The 18215-nt window shown below is 74.0% G+C and carries 16 protein-coding genes; 14 read left to right on the forward strand and 2 right to left on the reverse strand.

The window, feature by feature from the left end:
* Positions 1 to 26: 26 nt before the first annotated feature.
* Complete coding sequence (locus ACH45N_RS22840) at positions 27 to 251, reverse strand: 4-oxalocrotonate tautomerase family protein (protein ID WP_397398185.1); 225 nt, start codon at positions 249 to 251, stop codon at positions 27 to 29.
* Positions 252 to 433: 182 nt separating this feature from the next.
* Between ACH45N_RS22840 and ACH45N_RS22845 the strand changes: the two genes are divergently transcribed.
* From ACH45N_RS22845 to ACH45N_RS22865, 5 genes are all read left to right on the forward strand, one after another.
* Positions 434 to 1159, forward strand: coding sequence for a YcnI family protein (locus ACH45N_RS22845; protein WP_397398187.1), 726 nt, complete (start codon positions 434 to 436; stop codon positions 1157 to 1159).
* Positions 1156 to 2838, forward strand: a complete 1683-nt coding sequence (locus tag ACH45N_RS22850) for a copper resistance protein CopC (protein ID WP_397398189.1) — start codon at positions 1156 to 1158, stop codon at positions 2836 to 2838. The genes ACH45N_RS22845 and ACH45N_RS22850 overlap by 4 nt, the downstream gene beginning before the upstream one ends.
* Before the next feature lie 231 nt (positions 2839 to 3069).
* Positions 3070 to 4470, forward strand: coding sequence for a cryptochrome/photolyase family protein (locus tag ACH45N_RS22855; protein ID WP_397398191.1), 1401 nt, complete (start codon positions 3070 to 3072; stop codon positions 4468 to 4470).
* A 165-nt stretch (positions 4471 to 4635) separates the two neighbouring features.
* Positions 4636 to 7266, forward strand: coding sequence for a LuxR C-terminal-related transcriptional regulator (locus ACH45N_RS22860; protein WP_397398193.1), 2631 nt, complete (start codon positions 4636 to 4638; stop codon positions 7264 to 7266).
* 15 nt (positions 7267 to 7281) lie between these two features.
* A complete protein-coding gene (locus ACH45N_RS22865) occupies positions 7282 to 8940 on the forward strand; it encodes an MFS transporter (protein WP_397398195.1) in 1659 nt (552 codons plus the stop codon).
* Here ACH45N_RS22865 and ACH45N_RS22870 read toward each other — a convergent pair.
* Positions 8937 to 9716, reverse strand: a complete 780-nt coding sequence (locus ACH45N_RS22870) for a hypothetical protein (RefSeq protein WP_397398197.1) — start codon at positions 9714 to 9716, stop codon at positions 8937 to 8939. The genes ACH45N_RS22865 and ACH45N_RS22870 overlap by 4 nt on opposite strands.
* A gap of 148 nt (positions 9717 to 9864) precedes the next feature.
* On the opposite strand from ACH45N_RS22870, the gene ACH45N_RS22875 reads away from it, so the two are divergent.
* The 9 genes from ACH45N_RS22875 to ACH45N_RS22915 all read left to right on the forward strand — a co-directional run bounded on the left by ACH45N_RS22875 (position 9865) and on the right by ACH45N_RS22915 (position 18206).
* Positions 9865 to 10347: a DUF6325 family protein gene (locus tag ACH45N_RS22875; RefSeq protein ID WP_397398199.1), complete on the forward strand. Its 483-nt coding sequence runs from the start codon at positions 9865 to 9867 to the stop codon at positions 10345 to 10347.
* A complete protein-coding gene (locus ACH45N_RS22880) occupies positions 10347 to 10643 on the forward strand; it encodes an SHOCT domain-containing protein (protein WP_397398201.1) in 297 nt (98 codons plus the stop codon). Before ACH45N_RS22875 ends, ACH45N_RS22880 begins: the two co-directional genes overlap by 1 nt.
* A 43-nt stretch (positions 10644 to 10686) precedes the next feature.
* The gene (locus ACH45N_RS22885; RefSeq protein ID WP_397398203.1) at positions 10687 to 12222 is read left to right on the forward strand and encodes an APC family permease; all 1536 of its coding nucleotides are present in this window, start codon (positions 10687 to 10689) and stop codon (positions 12220 to 12222) included.
* Positions 12219 to 12668, forward strand: a complete 450-nt coding sequence (locus ACH45N_RS22890) for a hypothetical protein (RefSeq protein ID WP_397398205.1) — start codon at positions 12219 to 12221, stop codon at positions 12666 to 12668. The genes ACH45N_RS22885 and ACH45N_RS22890 overlap by 4 nt, the downstream gene beginning before the upstream one ends.
* Positions 12665 to 14017 carry a dipeptidase gene (locus tag ACH45N_RS22895; RefSeq protein ID WP_397398207.1) on the forward strand — a complete coding sequence of 451 codons (1353 nt, stop codon included), beginning with the start codon at positions 12665 to 12667 and terminating at the stop codon, positions 14015 to 14017. The genes ACH45N_RS22890 and ACH45N_RS22895 overlap by 4 nt, the downstream gene beginning before the upstream one ends.
* A gap of 176 nt (positions 14018 to 14193) precedes the next feature.
* Positions 14194 to 15525, forward strand: a complete 1332-nt coding sequence (locus ACH45N_RS22900) for an ABC transporter substrate-binding protein (RefSeq protein ID WP_397398209.1) — start codon at positions 14194 to 14196, stop codon at positions 15523 to 15525.
* 1 nt (position 15526) lies between these two features.
* Positions 15527 to 16471 (forward strand): carbohydrate ABC transporter permease, encoded by a 945-nt coding sequence (locus ACH45N_RS22905; protein WP_397398211.1) that lies wholly within the window; start codon positions 15527 to 15529, stop codon positions 16469 to 16471.
* 1 nt (position 16472) lies between these two features.
* A complete protein-coding gene (locus tag ACH45N_RS22910; protein WP_397398213.1) occupies positions 16473 to 17390 on the forward strand; it encodes a carbohydrate ABC transporter permease in 918 nt (305 codons plus the stop codon).
* Positions 17391 to 17414: 24 nt separating this feature from the next.
* On the forward strand, positions 17415 to 18206 hold the full coding sequence (locus ACH45N_RS22915; protein WP_397398215.1) for an IclR family transcriptional regulator: 792 nt from the start codon (positions 17415 to 17417) through the stop codon (positions 18204 to 18206).
* Positions 18207 to 18215 lie beyond the last annotated feature (9 nt).

Below are 18215 nucleotides of genomic sequence, written 5' to 3' on the forward strand. Positions count from 1 at the left end.
AGAAACCCGGGCCTCGAGGCGAACGGTCAGTCGTCCGCGAACGTGGCGACGACGCCGGCGCGGCTCTCGTCCTCGCTGGCGAGCACACCGCCGTTGGCGACGATGTCGGGGGTGATCTCGCTGAACACCATGCGGACGTCCTGGCGGCGGGCACCCAGGATCTCGACGGCGCTGTCGGCCACGGCCTTGGCGAAGTCGCGACGCTGCTCGATCGTGCGGCCGCGCAGCAGCTCGACGGTGATGTTGGGCATGTCTTCCCTCCGGTGGCGGCCGCTCCGCGGTTCACGGCTGCGACCTTGATTCAGTGACGTGAACCACCGTACGCGCAGCGCCACCCGAAATCCATGGTCGCGGGCGCATCAGTTCACATTCTTGACACTAGTTCGGCAGGCTGGTTTGGTGTGCGGGCCAGCTCCACTCCCCAGGAGTCACCATGAATCGCACGACAACGATCCGTCGCGCGGCCCTCACCGGCCTTGCCGCCGTGGGCCTCGTGGTCCTCGGGACGACGACGGCGTCAGCCCACGTGACCATCACGCCCTCCACCACCGCTGCGGGTGCCACGGCCGTGCTCCGCGTCGAGATCCCGCACGGCTGCGCGGACTCGGCGACGACCGCGATCTCCGTCCGGGTTCCCGCGGAGGCCACCGACGTGACCGCCGCCGGCACGGACCGCTGGGCCGTCGAGCAGACCCCCGACGCCCTGACCTGGTCGACCGACGAGCCGCTCCCGGACGGGGAGCACGCCGAGGTCGAGTTCTCCGTGCGCCTGCCCGACGACGCCGGCGCGACCCTCGTCTTCCCGGTCGTCCAGCAGTGCGAGGTGGGGGAGGCGGCCTGGACCGAGGTCGCCGAGCACGGGGAGGGGCACGACGCGCTCGAACGGCCGGCGCCGGTCCTCGTGGTGACGGCGGGTGAGGGCGAGCCCGCCGACGAGGCGTCCGCGAGGGCCGAGCCCGCCGCGGAGCCCACTGCGGAGCCCGCCGCCGAGCCGAGTGTGATCGCTGAGCCGGCCGTGTCGCCGGCCGGGGAGCCTGCCGAGGAACCTGCCGCCGCCGAGGCGCGCGGCTCGCTGGTCACCTACGGAGCGGCCGGTCTCCTGATCGCGGGCGCCCTGGTGGGCGGGGCGGTGCTGCTGCGGCAGCGCCGACGCGGATGACCCGCCGTACCGCGGGCCACCGCACCGCGGGGCGGCGCGCCGGCGGCTGGCTGCTCCTGCTCGCCGTCGCCTGGGCGCTCCTGCTCGGGTCGGCGAGTCCCGCCGCGGCCCACGCGACGCTCATCAGCACCGACCCGGCGCAGGGCGCGGTGCTCGACGCCGCACCCGAGCGGGTCACCTTCACCTTCAACGAGTCCGTGATCGGGGTCCCGGCGGGCATCAAGGTGTTCGACGCGACCGGCGAGGAGGTGGCGTCCACGGCCACGGTCCGCGCCTCGCGGCTCCTCGTCGACCTCGACGAGGACGTCCCGGACGGCACGCTCGTGGTGGTGTGGCGGCTCGTGTCGGAGGACGGGCACCCGATCGGCGGTTCGCTGAGCTTCTCAGTGGGGGCGCCCAGCGACGTGGTGGACGTGCCGACCGGCGCGGACGCCGGCACCGACGCGCCCGTGCTGCTCGGCGTCGTCCGCGGGGTGGGCTACGTGGGCCTGCTGGGCGCCGCCGGCGTGGCGGCCTTCGTGGTCCTGTTCCTCCCGCGCGACCGCGTGGCCGACCGGTCACGCGGTCGGCTCCGCGCTGTCGCCCGGGTGGCGGCCGGCGTTGCCGCCCTCGGCTGGGGGCTGGCCGTGCCGCTGGTCGCGCTCTACCAGCTCGGCCTGCCGGCGTCGGCGATCACGGACGGCTCGACCTGGTCGGCGCTCGCGCCCGCCGAGTACGCCGTCCCCGCCGCTGTGGTCGCCGGGCTCGCGCTCGCCGTCCGGTCGCTCCCGGCGGGTGCCGCGCCCGACCGGAAGCGGGTTGTCCTGGTGCCGGCCGGCTGCGCGCTCGCGCTGGCCGCGCCCGCGTTCACCGGGCACACGCGGGCGGCGACCCCCGAGGCGCTCGTGATCGGCGTGGACGTGCTGCACCTGGCCGCGGGGGCCCTGTGGCTCGGCGGCCTCGTGGCGGTCGCTCTCGTGCTCGGGGACCTCGCGCGGGGGGACGCCGGCGCCGTCGTGCTCGGCCGGTTCTCCACCTGGGCCTCGGTGCTGCTGGCGGTGCTCGTGGTCGCCGGGACCGTGCTGGCCTGGCGGGTCGCCGGAAGCTGGGGCGCGCTCGTCGACTCCGGCTACGGGGCGCTGCTGCTGGTCAAGGTCCTCGCCGCGCTCGTTGCTGTCGGGATCGCCGCGTGGAACCGCTTCGCCCTGCTGCCGCGCCTGCGGGCGGCACCGCGCAAGGGTCGTGCGGCACCCGCCGCACTGCTGGTCCGGACGGCGCTCGCGGAGGCCGCCGTGCTGGTGGTGGTCCTGGGCGTCACGGGCTTCCTGGTGGACCGCAGCCCGGAGTCCGCCCCGGCCGACACCGCCGCCGAGACCCGGGGGCCGAGCGCCGAGGAGTCGGTGCGGCTGGACGACATCTCGGCGCGGATCACCCTGGCCCCCCTCGCCGTCGGCCCCGCCACCCTCACCATCGAGATGACCGACGTCGCCGGGGCACCCGCCGAGGGCTACGAGGCGCCGCGGCTCGCGCTGGCCTCGGACGAGGTGGAGCTGGGCGAGGTGACGCTCAGCTCGCTGGGGCCGGGCGTCTACGCGGGCGACCTCGTGCTGCCGACCACGGGGGAGTGGGACGTGCAGGTGTCGCTGCGCACCACGGAGTTCGACAACCCGGTGCGGACGGTGACGTTCGAGGTGCCGTGACGGACACCGGCGGCGCCGTGCACCGTGTCCGGGCGCAGCCACTCTCCGCCGAGTCAGTCGACTGGTCCGACCAACCGGCTGACTCGGCCGGTCTGGTGTGGCGAGTCAGCCGGTTGGTCGGACCAGTCGACTGACTCGGCGGCGGGTTGGAGTGCGGACCGTAGGCGGGCAGCCGCGGGGCGCAGTCCCGCCCGGGCGCGGGGCCGGCCGCGCCCCCGTACGGTGGGCGGCATGACCGATGCCCCGGCGCTGATCTGGTTCCGTCGCGACCTGCGCGTCGCCGACCAGCCGACCTTTCTCGCCGCAGGTCAGGGCGCTCGCGCGCTCGCCCTGTTCGTGCTCGACCCGCGCCTGCTCAAGCCCTCCGGCACCCCACGGCAGTGGTTCCTCTACGGCTGCCTGCGGGACCTGAGCGCGAGCCTGGACGGCCGGCTCCTGGTGGTGCGGGGCGACCCGGTAGAGGTCGTGCCCCGGGTAGCCGAGGCGGTCGGCGCGGGCGCCGTCCACATCGCCGCCGACTTCGGTCCCTACGGCCAGGCCCGGGACAACGACGTCGAGCGCGCGCTCCACGAGCGGGGCCGCGACCTGGTGCGCACGGGCTCCCCGTACGCCGTGGCGCCCGGCCGGGTGAAGTCCGGGGACGGCGGCCGCTACCGCGTGTTCACGCCGTTCAGCCGGGCCTGGGCCGACCACGGGTGGCGCGCCCCGGCGGACACCGACGCCGGCTCCCTGGACTGGATCGACCCCGCGACCGTCGACGTGCGGGCGACGGAGATCCCCGACCAGCCCGCCGTCGACGCCGACCTGCCCGAGCCCGGGGAGGCGGCGGCACACGAGCGGTGGGACGAGTTCGTGCGCGACCACCTCCAGGAGTACGCGGACGGCCGGGACCGGCCCGACCGCCCCGGCACCTCGCGCATGTCCGTCTACCTCAAGTACGGCTGCGTGCACCCGCGCAGCCTGCTCGCCGACCTCGCGGCCAAGCGCTCGAACGGCGCCCAGTCGTTCCGCAACGAGCTCGCGTGGCGCGACTTCTACGCGGACGTGCTCGACCAGCGCCCCGACTCCGCCCACCGCAACTACGACCGCTCCTTCGACGCGCTGGTCACCGACAGCGGGCCCGAGGCCGACGAGCTGTTCGCCGCCTGGCAGGAGGGCCGCACCGGCTTTCCGATCGTCGACGCCGGCATGCGGCAGCTCCTGGCCGAGGGGTGGATGCACAACCGGGTGCGCATGATCACGGCGTCGTTCCTCGTCAAGGACCTGCACCTGCCGTGGTGGTGGGGCGCAAGGCACTTCATGAGCCGGCTGGTGGACGGCGACCTCGCCTCCAACCAGCACGGCTGGCAGTGGGTGGCCGGCAGCGGCACCGACGCCGCCCCGTACTTCCGGGTGTTCAACCCGGTGCTGCAGGGCGAGCGGTTCGACCCGGACGGCGCCTACGTGCGCCGGTACGTCCCCGAGCTCGCGGACGTGCCGGGCAAGGCCGCGCACCAGCCCTGGAAGCTGCCGGACGGTCCGCCGGCCGGCTACCCCGCACCCGTCGTCGACCACAAGGCCGAGCGCGCGGAGGCCCTGGACCGCTACGAGGCCGTCCGCACGGCGCGGGAGAGCCTGCGCGAGAAGGCCTGACCGGGCCCCGGCCGGACGAGCGCAGCCCGCCCGCGCCGTCCGGCCCCCGCCCGCCGTCCGCGCGGGCAGATCCCCCGAACCGGGTGATCACCCCTGCACCCGGGAGTGATCGACTGCGTGGTGTCGTGCCCACACGACAGTCAGGCGCATCAAGGAGAGTCGGACATGAGCGACTCGTTCGGCGGGAACGTGCTCGTCTACCAGGCGAAGCTGCGGCCGGCCGTGAACCCCGAGTACCTCGTGCGGCGGCCCCGTCTCATCGAGCTGCTCGACACCGCGGTCGAGTCGCCGCTCACCCTGGTCGTGGCGCCGGCGGGCTCGGGCAAGACCTCCCTGCTGCGCGACTGGGTGGGCTGGACCGACCTGCCGCACGCCTGGCTGTCCGTCGACGAGTCGGACCGGGACCCCGCGCAGCTCTGGCTGAGCATCCTCGCCGCGCTCGACGGGATCGCCCCGGGCTGCGCCGAGCCCGCCGCCGACCTCATCCGGCGGCGGCACGCGCTGCTCGACGCCGTGGGGACGCTGCTCGACGACCTGGAGTCGCGGCGGTACGGCCCGCGCGTGCTGGTGATCGACGACCTGGAGGCCGTGGACGAGGCGGTGGCGGGCGGGTCGCTGACGATGTTCGTCCAGCACCTGCCGCGGTGGCTGCGCGTGGTGCTGGTCAGCCGGCACGTCCCGCCCCTCCCGGTGGACCGGCTGCGGGCGCGGGGGCTGCTCGGCGAGGTCCGGTTCCCCGAGCTGCGGTTCTCGTTCGACGAGGCGACCGAGATGCTGTCCCGGCTCGCCCCGACACTTCCGCCGCAGCGCGTGGCCAAGGCCGCACGGCACGCCGGCGGCTGGGCCGCCAGCATCCAGCTCGCCGCGCTGGCCGCCCGGACGGCGGACGCCCGCGCGGCCCCGGACGCGCCGCGGCAGGACGACGTCGAACGCTACGTCGGCGACTACGTCTGGCACGAGGTGCTCAGCGGCGAGCCAACCGACGTCGTCGACGTGCTGATGGCGGTGTCCGTGGTGGACCGGGTGGAGCCCGGCCTCGCCCGGGTGCTCGCCGGCCGGCCTGACGCCCCCGAGCTGCTGGAGCGGGCCGAGGAGCGCGGCCTGTTCGCCGCGCGGATCGAGCCCTCGGGGGCGTACGAGACACACGCCCTGGTCCGGGACGCCCTCCTGGTCGAGCTGCGCCGGCGCGACCCCGAGCGCCTGGCCGAGCTGCACCGCCGCGCCGCGCGGTGGTTCGAGGACGGCGGTCGGTCGGTGGCGGCGCTCGAGCACCTGCTGCGCGCCGGCCAGGACCGCGCGGCGCTCCGGCTGCTGGCGTCCTGCGTGCCCCAGCTCTACGACAGCGGGCGTGAGGTCACCGTGCGGCGCATGCTCGCGGCGATCCCGGCGGCCGCCGCCGCGGTGGACACGGCGGCGGCGGTCGACCTCGCCTGGTGCCAGCTCTTCGCCGACCGGAACGCGTTCGTGCAGGCCGTGCACACCGTCCTCGCCCAGGCCGACGGGGACGGCGCGATCGAACCGGGGCTGCTCGCGCGGCTGGAGATGCTCCGCGCGGCGTCGGCGGCCGTCTCGGGCGACTGGGGCGCGGGGGCCCGGTCCGCCCGGTGGGCCCTCGCGACGATCGGGGACCGCTGGCAGGCCGACCCGCTGTGCCGGTTCGGCTGGAACTTGCTGGCCCGGGAGATCGCGCTGGCGGAGCGGTGGGACGACGCCGGCGCGGAGGTGCGCCACGTGGCCCGCACCCTCAACCCGGTCCCCGGACGGCGGATCGCGTTCGAGGCCACCCGGGCCCTGGGGGCGGCGCTCGCGGGGCGCCCGGTCGAGGCGCTGCGCCTGGTGTACGGCACGCGGGGCATGTCCGAGGCGGCGAACCTGACGACGGCGCAGACCGAGCTGATGGTCGCCGAGGCGCTGGCCAACCGGGAGATCGGGGAGCAGTCGGCGGCGCTGCCGCTGCTGTCGCGCCTGGTCGAGACCCCGTGCGACCCGGTGCCGCACTGCCGGCTGCTGGCGTCCCTGGAGCTGGCGCGGACGGCCGTCGACTCCGGGGACGGCGCGGCGGCGGAGCGGGCCTTCGGCGCCGCCACGGAGCTGGTCGACACGGAGCTCACGGGCCCGGGCAGCCGCACGCTCCTGGCCCGCACGGGCACCCTGCTGGCCCTGGCCGGGAGCCGCCTCGACGACGCCGCGCGCTGGGCCGCCGAGGTCGACGACCCCTTCTGGGGCGGCGTCGAGACGGCGCGCGTGCTCATCGCGGAGGGCGACGTCGGGGCGGCGGACACTGCGCTGCGCGCGGCGGCCCCCCGCTGCGTGCGGCACCACGTGCTCCTGGACCTGCTGCTGAGCCGCACGACCCGCGACGCGGACGAGGCCGAGGCCGCCCTGTCGCGCGCGGTGCGGCTCGCCGCCGCGCACGGCCTGGTGCAGACGGTCGCGTCCGAGGGCACGGAGGTCGTCGAGGCGATCGAGCGGCTGGCCTGGCAGGTGCCGCGGCCCTGGCTGGACCGGCTTCGCCGCGTCCCGCTCTCCGGGGCGTCCCCGCCCGGGACGGCGGTGGTCGAGCTCGTCGAGGACCTGACGGACCGGCAGCTCGGCATCCTGCGGATGCTCCCGAGCCGGCTCAGCCTGCGGGAGATCGCGGACGAGCTGTTCATCTCGGTGAACACGCTCAAGTTCCATCTCAAGGTGATCTACCGCAAGCTCGGCTGCGGGTCCCGGGCCGAGGCGGCCGACCTGGCCCGGGCACTGATGAACCGGTCCCGGCGCGGTCAGCCCGCGGGCGCCTGGCGGCGCTGAACAGGGGAGTGCACGATGACCGCTGACGCCACGGGGCGCACGGCCGCCGCGTCGCGGATCGTGCTGCCGACGCTGGCGTCCGGGCAGTTCCTCATGACCCTCGACAGCTCGGTCATGAACGTCTCGATCGCCCAGGTCGCCGAGGACGTCGGCACCACCGTCACCGGGGTCCAGACGGCGATCACCCTCTACACGCTGGTGATGGCGACCATGATGATCACCGGCGGCAAGATCGGCACGATGATCGGCCGGCGCAGGGCGTTCGCGCTCGGCTGCGTGATCTACGGCGCCGGCTCGCTGACCACGGCGCTCGCGCCCAACCTGGCCGTGCTCATCCTCGGCTGGTCGGTGCTGGAGGGCCTGGGCGCCGCCCTGATCATGCCGGCGATCGTTGCCCTGGTCGCGGCGAACTTCGAGCCGGACGCCCGGCCGCGCGCCTACGGCCTGGTGGCGTCGGCGGGCGCGATCGCCGTCGCCGCCGGGCCGCTGATCGGCGGCGCGGTCACCACCTACCTCACCTGGCGCCTGGTGTTCGCCGGCGAGGTGGTGGTGGTGCTGGCGATCCTCGCGCTGACCCGGAAGATCCAGGACACCGCCCCGGCGAAGCGGGTGCCGTTCGACCTCGTGGGGATGGTGCTGTCGGCGCTGGGCCTGGGCCTCGCGGTGTTCGGCGTGCTCCGGTCGAGCGAGTGGGGGTGGATCCAGGCCAAGCCCGGCGCCCCCGCGATCGCCGGCATCTCGGCGACCCTGTGGCTGGTCCTCGCCGGCCTGCTGGTGATCCGGGCCTTCCTCTGGTGGCAGGCCCGCCGGACGGCGCACGGCCAGGAGCCGCTCGTCGACGTCACGCTGCTGCGCAACACCCAGCTCTCGGGCGGGCTCGTGATGTTCCTGTTCCAGTTCCTCCTGCAGGCGGGGCTGTTCTTCACCATCCCGCTCTACCTCTCGGTGGCGCTCGGCCTGAGCGCGTTCGAGACCGGCGTCCGCCTGCTGCCGCTGTCGGTGGCCCTGCTCGTCGCGGCGGTGGCCGTCCCGAGGCTTCTGCCGCGGGCGTCGCCCCGCCGCGTGGTCGCCGCAGGCCTGGCCGCCATCCTGCTCGGGATCGTCGCGCTGGTCGTGGCGCTCGACGTCGGGTCCGGCCCGGAGATCGTCACGGTGCCGCTGCTGTGCGCCGGCCTGGGGGTGGGCGCGCTGGCCTCCCAGCTCGGCGCGGTCACCGTCTCCGCCGTCCCCGACGAGCTCAGCGGCGACGTGGGTGGCCTGCAGAACACGGCGACCAACCTCGGGGCGTCGCTCGGCACGGCCGTCGCCGGTTCGGTGCTGATCACCGCCCTCACCACGAGCTTTCTCCTCGGGATCGAGGAGGATCCCGCGGTGCCGGACGACCTGTCCGCGACCGCCACGGTCCAGCTCGCGGGCGGGGTGCCGTTCCTCGCCGACGACCAGGTGCGCAGCGGGCTGACCGACGCCGGGCTGCCGGAGGACCAGGTCGACGCCATCGTCGACGAGAACGCGACGGCGCGCGTCGACGGCCTGCGCACCAGCCTCGGGGTGCTCGCCGTGCTGGCCGCCGTCGCGATCTTCCTCACCCGGCTGCTGCCGACCCGCCCGGCCGGCAGCCGGGAGCCGGCCGGCGGCCGGCCCTCCGCCCCGGGCCGGCACTCGGCCTCCGGCTAGCCGTCCGCCTCGGCCCGGTCCACCTCCGGCGCCGTCAGCGCGGCGAGCGCCGCGCGGGTCTTGGTCTCCTGCGGGGTACCGAGGTCGAGGCCCTTGCCGGCCAGGACGGCCTTGGTCTCGGCGGCGGCCTGGAACGCCTCCTCCGGGGGTGCCTTGGTGGACAGCTCGAGGATCCGTGAGCCGTCCGGCAGGCCCCAGAGCTCGGCGACCATGCGGCGGCGGTACCCCTTGGCCCGGAACCGGCACTTGATCAGGTTGATCGGGCCCAGGACGACGAGGTCGTCGGCCTGCACGTCCTCGGGCATGCGCTCGCCCAGGAGGGCGCGCTGGTCGTCGTCGAGCAGGCCGTGGATGCCGCGGCTGCCGAGCATCACCTTGCGGACCCGGCGGTCGGGCGCCTCGACGGTCAGGGAGCACGAGCACGTGTAGCCGGCGGGGGACGCGTCCAGCTCCACCTTGAACCCGTCGTGCCCGCGGTAGCCGTCGGGCACGTCGTGCGGCATCGCGGGCCGGAGCTTGACCGTCAGGTCGGCGGGCTTGCGCTGGGTGCGGCGGGCGCGCAGCACCACCCCGGCGGACGAGAGCCGCAGGTCGGGCGTGTCGACGAACGCGACCTGGCGGAGCACGGCGTCGAGCGGGTCGATGCCGAGGATCCGGACGGCGGAGCGCTGGAAGTCGTCGGGGACGGTGAGCTTGAGCTCGACCGAGTCCACGTCGGGCAGGATCGCGAGCATGCCGCTGAGCTGCTCGGCGTCGTAGGTCGGGATGGCGGACATGGGGACCTCCGGGGGTCTGTCCCGTGATCATGGCCCGGGACCGGGTGGCGCAGGTCCACCCCTGTCCGGGTGGGCCGCGACCACCCCGGGTGCTGTCAGTGTCGGTGCGGAATCGCTGTACCCGCCCGTCACCGCAGGAGGTCCGGAGATGACCGAGCTGGACGTCGGACCGATCGACTACCTCGCCGTGGAGTTCCCCGGCAGCAGGCTGCAGGGCAAGGGCCTGGCCGCGCTGCTCGACCTCGTGGAACGCGGGATCATCCGGATCCTCGACCTCCGGGTCGCCCGGCGTACCGTCGAGGGCGACATCGTCGCCGTCGCGCTCACCGACCTGGACCACGACGGCAGCCTCGACCTCGCCGTGTTCGAGGGCGTGGGCTCCGGGCTCCTCGACGACGAGGACATGGCGCAGAGCGTCGCGCTGGTGGCCCCCGGCGACGCCGTCGGCCTCATCGTCTACGAGAACACCTGGGCCGGCCCGTTCGTGACCGCGATGCGGGAGGCGGGGGCGCAGGTGATCGCCACCGGCCGCATCCCGGTCGAGGACGTCGTCGCGGCGCTCGACGCGCTGGAGGCGCAGCAGACGGCCCCGAGCAGCACACCGGCACAGACGCAGGAAGGGACCACGTGATGGGACTCATCGGAGGTATGGCACGCACGGCCGTCGTGGCCGGCACCGCGACCGCGGTGTCCAACCGGGTCTCGCGGCGTCAGGCGAACCGCTGGGCGGCGCAGGAGTCCTACGCGGCCCCGCCGCCGCAGCAGCAGGTCTACGCGGCGCCCCCGCCGCCCGCCCCGGTCACGAACCCGGGCCCCGCGTCGGAGGACGTGATCGCGCAGCTCGAACGCCTCGGCCGCCTGCGGGACGACGGCGTCCTGACCGACGCCGAGTTCAGCGCGCAGAAGGCCAGGCTCCTCGCCGGCTGACGCATTGTCCCGCTGTGCCGCCCCGACCGGACGGAGGCAGGTCATGAGCGCCATGGACGCTCCGCACGAACCCGCACACGAGCACACGGCGCGGCATGCCGCCGAGCCGACACCCACCGCCCGGCCCGCGCCGGAGCCCATGGCCGAGCCCGCCGCCCAGGCCCGCGCCACGGTGCCCGCCACGGCGTGGATCTCGTGGGTCGCGCTGGCCATGATGACCACCAGCTCGGTCGCGAGCCTGCGGGCCGCGCCGACCATGGCGGTCTACGGGCTGGCGTGCGTGTTCCTCTACCTGGTGCCCGCCCTGGTCTTCCTGCTGCCGACGTCGCTGGTCTCCGCGGAGCTCGCCTCCGGCTGGAAGGGCGGCGTCTACAACTGGGTGGCCCGCGGCATCTCCAAGCCGATGGGGTTCCTCGCGGTGTGGTGCCAGTTCGCGATGACGATCTTCTACTACCCCAGCCTGCTGGGGTTCGTCGCGAGCACGCTGGCCTACGTCTTCAACCCGGCGCTCGCGAGCAGCGGCGTCTGGACGGCGTGCGTCATCATCGTCGTCTACTGGAGCGGCGTCTGGGTCTCCTCGCGCGGCACCAAGGGCGTGGCGGGGCTCGCGAGCGGCGGCCTCATCATCGGCACGCTGGTGCCCGGCGTGGTGCTGGTGGTGCTCGGCATGGTGTTCCTCGGCCAGGGCAACGAGTCGGCCGCGCCGATGACGGCCGACAACATCTTCCCCGCGTGGGCCGGGCTCGCCAGCCTCGTGCTCATCGTGAACAACTTCCTCTCCTACTCCGGCATGGAGATGAACGCGGTGCACGTGTCGTCGTTGCGGAACCCCGCCAAGGAGTTCCCGAGGTCGATGTTCCTGGCGATGGGCATGGTGCTGCTGATCTTCATCCTCCCGGCCCTGGCGATCAGCTGGGTGGTGCCGGCCGAGCAGCTCTCGCTCACCGCCGGCGTCATGCAGGCCTTCGACGCCGTGTTCGCGAACTTCGGGACGCAGTGGCTCACGCCGATCGTCGGCATCATGCTCGTCACGGCCTCGCTCGGCGGCATGCTCACCTGGCTGGCCGGCCCGTCCAAGGGCCTGCTGCTGATCTCCCGCCAGGAGGGCTACCTGCCCCCGTTCCTGCAGCGGCTCAACAGGAACGGCGTGCAGCAGAACATCCTGGTGGTCCAGGGCATCGTCACCACCGCGATCGGCCTGATGTACGCGCTGATCCCCAACGTCTCCAGCGCGTACTGGATCTTCTCGGTGATCACCACGCAGGTGTACCTGATCATGTACCTGCTCATGTTCGTCGCGGCCATCGGGCTGCGCCGCAAGTACCCCGACCACCCGCGCGGCTTCCGCAGCCCCATGCTCAAGTCGCTCTGCGGCGTCGGGTTCGGCGCGTCGCTCGCGGCCCTCCTGGTCGGGTTCGTGCCGCCGTCCCAGTTCAGCGGGGGCAACCCGGTGGTGTACGTCGTGATCGTCGTCGTCGGCGCCCTCGGCCTCGGGCTCCTGGTCCCGTACCTCTTCTACCGGGCCCGCAAGCCCTCGTGGAAGCTGGAGGAGTCGACGGAGGAGGTGACTCCGGAATGAGCACCCACACCGAGACCCAGTCCCGGCGCGAGCGCACCATCCTGTACGTGGCGGTGGGCGTCGTGATCGGCGTCCTCCTCGTCCTGGCCCTGGTCCTCTACCGCGCGGCCGACCGGACGCGCGACGCCGAGGCGAAGGCCGACGAGCTGATCCAGGCGCTCGACGAGGCGGGGGCCACGGTCATGCCGTCGAAGGACCAGATCGTCACGGTGCTCGGCGACGACGGCGGGGCGGTCTGCGCGAACCCCAACGACGCCCTGAACCGCGCGACGCTGCAGGCGCAGCTCGCCAACGGCGCCACCGGTCCCGGCGCGCGACCCGTGATCACCGACCGCAAGATCCTGCGCGGGCAGACGCTGATCATCCAGATCTACTGCCCCGACGAGCTCGACGAGTTCCAGCAGTACGTGGACGACCTCGCGACCGACGACGTGGTGGGCTCGTGACCGCGGACCTCCGCGCCCTGGTCGACCAGGAGATGCCGCGGGTCCGGGACGAGCTCGCCGAGCTCGTCGCCATCCGGTCGGTCGCGGACCCCCGGCAGTTCCCGCCCCAGGAGTGCGACCGGGCCGCGCAGTGGGTGCTCAGCCGGTTCGCCGACGTCGGCTTCCAGGACGCGCACCTGGAGCGGACGGCGGACGGGAGCATGGCGGTGGTCGGCTCGCGGCCCTGCGCCGACCCGGCCGCCCCCACCGTGCTGCTCTACGCGCACTACGACGTGCAGCCGCCGCTCGACGAGTCCGCCTGGCGCACGCCGCCCTTCGAGCTCACCGACGCCGACGGCAGGTGGTACGGCCGCGGCAGCGCCGACTGCAAGGGGAACATCGTCATGCTCCTGGCCGCCCTACGGGCGCTGGGCGAGCCGCCGGTGCACCTCAAGCTGGTGGTCGAGGGCTCGGAGGAGCAGGGCACGGGCGGCCTGGAGGCGTTCGTGCCCGAGCACGCCGACCTGCTGCGCGCCGACGCCGTCCTCGTGTGCGACACCGGCAACGCCGCCGTCGGGCACCCCGCGGCGACCGTCAGCCTGCGGGGGATGGTGAACGTGGTGCTCACGCTCCAGGCGCTCGGGTCGGAGGTGCACTCCGGCATGTTCGGGGGCGCGGCCCCCGACGCGCTGGCGGCCCTCGTCGCGGTGCTGAGCACCCTGCGCGACGCCAACGGGGACACCACGGTGGCCGGCCTCGACCACCGCGGGACCTGGGCGGGCGAGGGGTACCCCGCCGACCGGTTCCGGTGGGACGCGACCGTGCTGGAGGGCGTCTCCCTGCTGGGCGACGGCAGCGTCGCGGACCTGCTCTGGGCGCGACCCGCGCTGACGATCCTGGGCATCGACTGCCCGCCGGTGGTGGGGTCCGCCTCGGCGATCACGCCGCGGGCCTCCGCCCGGCTGAACCTGCGCATCCCGCCCGGCACCACGGCGGACCAGGCCCGGACGGCACTCGAGCGCCAGCTCCGCGCGGCGGCGCCCTGGGGCGTCGCCGTCCAGGTCACGGTCGAGGCGGAGGGCGAACCCTTCCTCGCGGCGGTCGACGGCCCCGCGTTCCACGCACTGGCCGCGGCGCTCGAGGAGGCCTACGGCAGACCGATGGCCCGGCTCGGGCAGGGCGGGTCGATCCCGCTCTGCAACGTCTTCGCGGACACCTACCCCGGGGCGGAGATCCTGCTGGTCGGCGTCGAGGAACCGCTCGCGGCCATCCACGCCCCGAACGAGAGCGTGGACCCCACCGAGATCGCGAACATGGCGCGCGGCACGGCCCGCTTCCTCCAGCGCTACGCGGAGGCCGCCGCCCACTGACCGTCCGGACTCCGCTCCCGGGCGGTGCTCGCGCAGGCTCTCGACGCCGAGGACCTGCGCGAGCACGTCTTTGCGGCGGACTCTTGCGCACGTTCCATGCCTTTCGATAGTGTCCCGCTCATCGACACAGCGGTCCCGATGATCGGGACGGCACACAATGAGGTGGGGACGTGGAGATGAGTACGCTCACGCGCCGCGCGGTCCTGCGGGCGATCGGTGCGGCCGGGCTCGCCGGCGTCGCGGCGACGATCACGGGCTGCGCGCCGACGATCGGGACGGCGCGGCTGCCGCGGGTCCCCGCGGCCTACGACGGGCCGCCGGTCACGCTGAAGTTCTGGAACGGTCTCACCGGCGGCGACGGGCCGGTCATGCGGACCCTGATCGACGAGTTCACGCGGGAGCACCCGCACATCGGCATCGACATGTACGCCCTGCCGTGGGGCGACTTCTACCAGAAGTTCCCCGCCGCGGTGACGAGCGGCCTCGCGCCGGACTTCGCGCTGATGCACAACTTCCAGGTGGCGACCAACGCCGCGCGGAAGGTGATCATGCCGGTCGACGACGTCCTGGAGACGGTCGGCCTCGTGGAGTCCGACTACCTCCCGGTGGTCTGGGGCTCCGGCGTCTACCGCGACCAGCGCTGGTCGCTGCCGCTGGACATGTGGCCCGACTCGCTGTTCTACAACCGCCGGGTGCTGGAGCAGGCCGGGCTGGACCCGGACGCGCCGCCGACCGACCGCGCCGCGTACGAGCACGCGCTCGACGCGCTGGCGTCGGCGGGGATCCAGGGCCACTGGCTGCCCGCCGTCGACCCGCAGGGCGTGGGGCGCGGCTTCGACTCCCTGCTCTGGCAGTTCGGCGGCGAGCACTACGACGCCGCCGGGCGGGCCGCGACGTTCGGTGCCCAGGCCGGCGTGGACGCCCTCACCTGGCAGCAGTCCCTCATCCGGGCCGGCTGGAGCCCGCGGAACGTCAGCGGCTCAGACGCCTCGACGGCGTTCAAGAACGACCAGAACGCGTTCCTCTGGGGCGGCCCCGGCGCCCTCATCAACGACCTCGGCTCCGTCGAGGGGCTCGACTGGGACGTCGCGCCGCTGCCGCAGATCGGCAGCGGGCGGGCGGCCTTCTCCGGCTCGCACCAGTTCGTGGTCGCGCGCCAGCCGCGGTTCGACGCCGACCGGCTCGCCGCCGTCGTGACGTTCCTCGGGTGGATCCTCGCGAACTCGATCGGCTGGGCCACCGCGGGGCCGGTTCCCGCCCGCCTGCCGATCCTGGACTCGCCCGAGCTGGCTGAGCTGACAGCGCAGTCACACGTGGCCGAGGGGGTGGAGCACATCCGGTTCTACCCGCTGGTGCCGGGGATCGCGGAGGTGCAGACGACCATCCTGTACCCCGCGATCGGTGACGCCCTGCTCTCGCTCGGCGACCCCGCGGCGGCCCTCGGGACCGCGACGACCCAGGCGTCCTTCCTGCTCCAGGAGAACGCCGAGAAGTACGGGAGGGCCTGAGATGACCGCCACCGCCGTCCGCCCGGTCACCCGGGCCGCCGCCACCACCGCCGTCGCCTTGCCGAGCCGGCCGCGGCCCTGGACGCCCTACCTCTTCCTCGCGCCGTTCCTGCTGATCTTCGGCACGTTCGTGCTGGTCCCCGCCGTGTCGGGGCTCTGGATGAGCCTGCACAACTGGGACTTCTTCCTGCCCGACCGGCCGTTCGTGGGCCTGCAGAACTACGTGGACCTCTTCACCCCGGACGCGCTGGTGGCGCAGCAGTTCTGGGAGAGCATGCGGGCCACCGGGCTGTTCGTGGTGCTCTCGGTGCCGCTGCTCATGGCCGTCCCGCTCGGCCTCGCACTGCTGCTCAACCAGCGGTTCCGCGGGCGCACGTTCTTCCGGGCCGTCTTCTTCGCGCCGTACGTGCTGGGCGTCAGCGTGGTCGGCCTGCTCTGGCAGTACCTGCTGAACGGCAACACCGGCCTGGTCAACGGGTACCTCGCGGAGCTCGGCGTCACCGAGGCGGTGCCCTGGCTGACGGCGACGCCGTGGGTCTGGGTCTCGCTGGTGGGCGTCACGCTCTGGTGGACCCTGGGCTTCAACTCCGTGGTCTACCTCGCGGGCCTGCAGAACGTGGACGACGCGCTCTACGACGCCGCCAAGGTCGACGGCGCGGGCCGCTGGCAGCAGTTCGTGCACGTGACGATCCCGCAGCTGCGCCCCGTGATCCTCTTCGTCCTGACGATGACCGTGCTGGCCTCGGCGAACATGTTCGGCCAGTCCTACCTGCTCACCGCGGGCAACCCGTCGAACGAGACGCGCACGGCCATCATGTTCATCGCCGAGGTGGGCCTGGAGCAGTTCCGCATGGGCCTCGCCGCCGCGATGAGCTACCTCCTGGCCCTGCTGCTGATCGCCGTCAGCGCCCTGAACTTCCTGTTCCTGCGACAGAAGGAGAGCTGACGTGGCGACCACCGTCGTTCCCCCCGGCAGCACCACCCGCCCGCCCACGACCCGGCAGCCCGCGCCCCGGCGCCGGCGCGACGAGGCGACCGGCCGCGGTGTCGTCGGCACGCTGCTGCTGTACGCGATGCTGCTCATCCTGTCGGTGCTGATCCTGGCCCCGCTGCTGTGGATGCTCTCGACGTCGTTCAAGACGACGGGCGACGCCACGGCCCTGCCGCCGCAGTGGATCCCGCCCACGCCCACCGTCGAGGGCTACACCCGGCTGTTCGCCGACGCGCAGGCCCCGCTGCTGCGGTGGCTGGGCAACTCGGTGCTCGTCGGTGTGCTGCACACGGTGCTGGTGCTCGCCACGGCGTCGGCGGCCGCGTACCCGCTGGCCCGGATGCGGTTCCGCGGACGCCGGCTGATCTTCGGGCTGATCATTGCCACGCTGTTCGTCCCGGGCTTCGTCTTCCTCATGCCGAACTACCTGATCGTGGACGGGCTGGGCTGGCTCGACAGCGTCTGGGCGCTGGTGGTGCCGGGCGCGGCGAGCGCGTTCGGCGTGTTCTTCCTGGTCCAGTTCTTCCAGAGCCTCCCGGCGGAGCTCGAGGAGGCGGCGCTGATCGACGGCGCCAACCGCTGGCAGATCTTCGTCCGCGTGGTGCTGCCCCTGTCCAGGGCTCCGCTCGCGACGCTCGGCCTGCTGTCGTTCCTCGGGAGCTGGAACGACTTCCTGTGGCCCCTGTACGTGCTGTTCAACCCGGAGCAGCTCACGCTCCCCGCCGGCCTGGCGACACTGCGCGGCGCCTACGCCACCGACTTCCCGGCGGTCATGGCGGGAGCGGCGATCGCGAGCGTCCCCGTGCTGATCCTGTTCGCGTTCGTGCAGCGCTACGTGATCGCCGGCGTCGCCCGCTCCGGTCTCAAGGGGTGAGCCGGTGCCGTGCAGAATGGCAGCGTGACTGACACGAGCAACCGGACCCCCGCCGACGGCGGGGCCGCCGGCACCCTCGCACGCGGCCTGGACCTTGTCGAACGGATCGCGGCGACGCCGGGCCTGACCGTCCAGCGGCTCGCCGCGGACCTCGGGCTCAGCCGCAGCGCCGCCTACCGCATCGTGGGCACGCTGCGGGAGCGCGGCTACGTGGTGGGCGAGACCGAGCTGCGGCTCGGCCCCGTGGTGATGCGCCTGGGGCTGCAGGCGCTGGACGGCCTCGACGTCCACGCCGTGGGGCCCGAGCACCTGCGCGAGCTCGTCGCCGAGACCGAGGAGACGGCCTTCATCGCCATCTTCGACGACGACCAGATGTGCTACGTGATGCAGCAGGAGGGACCGCAGGTGGTGAAGGTGGTCTCCAAGCTGGGCAGCCGCGCCCCGCTGCACGCGTCGGCGCTCGGCAAGGCCTACCTGTCGGCGCTCCCGGCGGCCGAGGCCCGGGCGATCGTCGACCGCATCCCGCTGACCGGCTACACCCCGACCACCCTCACCAGTGCACCCGCGCTGTACGAGGAGCTCGACCGCATCCGCGACCGCGGCTGGGCCCTCGACGACGCCGAGCGCGAGCCCGGCGTGCGCTGCGTCGCCGCGCCGATCCTCGGCGCGGGCGAGCTCCCGGTCGCCGCGATCAGCGCGGCCGGACCCCGGGACCGCATCGTCGCGGCCCAGCCCTCGATCGTGGCGGCCGTGCGTCGCACCGCCGCCCGCCTCTCCGTCGCGCTCGGCGCGGCACCTCCGCCCGACCTGACCTGATTGGACCCC

This window comes from Promicromonospora sp. NPDC019610, from assembly GCF_044389365.1.
GTDB lineage: Bacteria > Actinomycetota > Actinomycetes > Actinomycetales > Cellulomonadaceae > Promicromonospora.

Bases quoted from the DNA above. Each gene is read 5' to 3' on its own strand.
- ACH45N_RS22840 (WP_397398185.1), bottom strand. From the start codon at position 251: ATGCCCAACATCACCGTCGAGCTGCTGCGCGGCCGCACGATCGAGCAG.
- ACH45N_RS22845 (WP_397398187.1), top strand. From the start codon at position 434: ATGAATCGCACGACAACGATCCGTCGCGCGGCCCTCACCGGCCTTGCC.
- ACH45N_RS22850 (WP_397398189.1), top strand. From the start codon at position 1,156: ATGACCCGCCGTACCGCGGGCCACCGCACCGCGGGGCGGCGCGCCGGC.
- ACH45N_RS22855 (WP_397398191.1), top strand. From the start codon at position 3,070: ATGACCGATGCCCCGGCGCTGATCTGGTTCCGTCGCGACCTGCGCGTC.
- ACH45N_RS22860 (WP_397398193.1), top strand. From the start codon at position 4,636: ATGAGCGACTCGTTCGGCGGGAACGTGCTCGTCTACCAGGCGAAGCTG.
- ACH45N_RS22865 (WP_397398195.1), top strand. From the start codon at position 7,282: ATGACCGCTGACGCCACGGGGCGCACGGCCGCCGCGTCGCGGATCGTG.
- ACH45N_RS22870 (WP_397398197.1), bottom strand. From the start codon at position 9,716: ATGTCCGCCATCCCGACCTACGACGCCGAGCAGCTCAGCGGCATGCTC.
- ACH45N_RS22875 (WP_397398199.1), top strand. From the start codon at position 9,865: ATGACCGAGCTGGACGTCGGACCGATCGACTACCTCGCCGTGGAGTTC.
- ACH45N_RS22880 (WP_397398201.1), top strand. From the start codon at position 10,347: ATGGGACTCATCGGAGGTATGGCACGCACGGCCGTCGTGGCCGGCACC.
- ACH45N_RS22885 (WP_397398203.1), top strand. From the start codon at position 10,687: ATGAGCGCCATGGACGCTCCGCACGAACCCGCACACGAGCACACGGCG.
- ACH45N_RS22890 (WP_397398205.1), top strand. From the start codon at position 12,219: ATGAGCACCCACACCGAGACCCAGTCCCGGCGCGAGCGCACCATCCTG.
- ACH45N_RS22900 (WP_397398209.1), top strand. From the start codon at position 14,194: ATGAGTACGCTCACGCGCCGCGCGGTCCTGCGGGCGATCGGTGCGGCC.
- ACH45N_RS22905 (WP_397398211.1), top strand. From the start codon at position 15,527: ATGACCGCCACCGCCGTCCGCCCGGTCACCCGGGCCGCCGCCACCACC.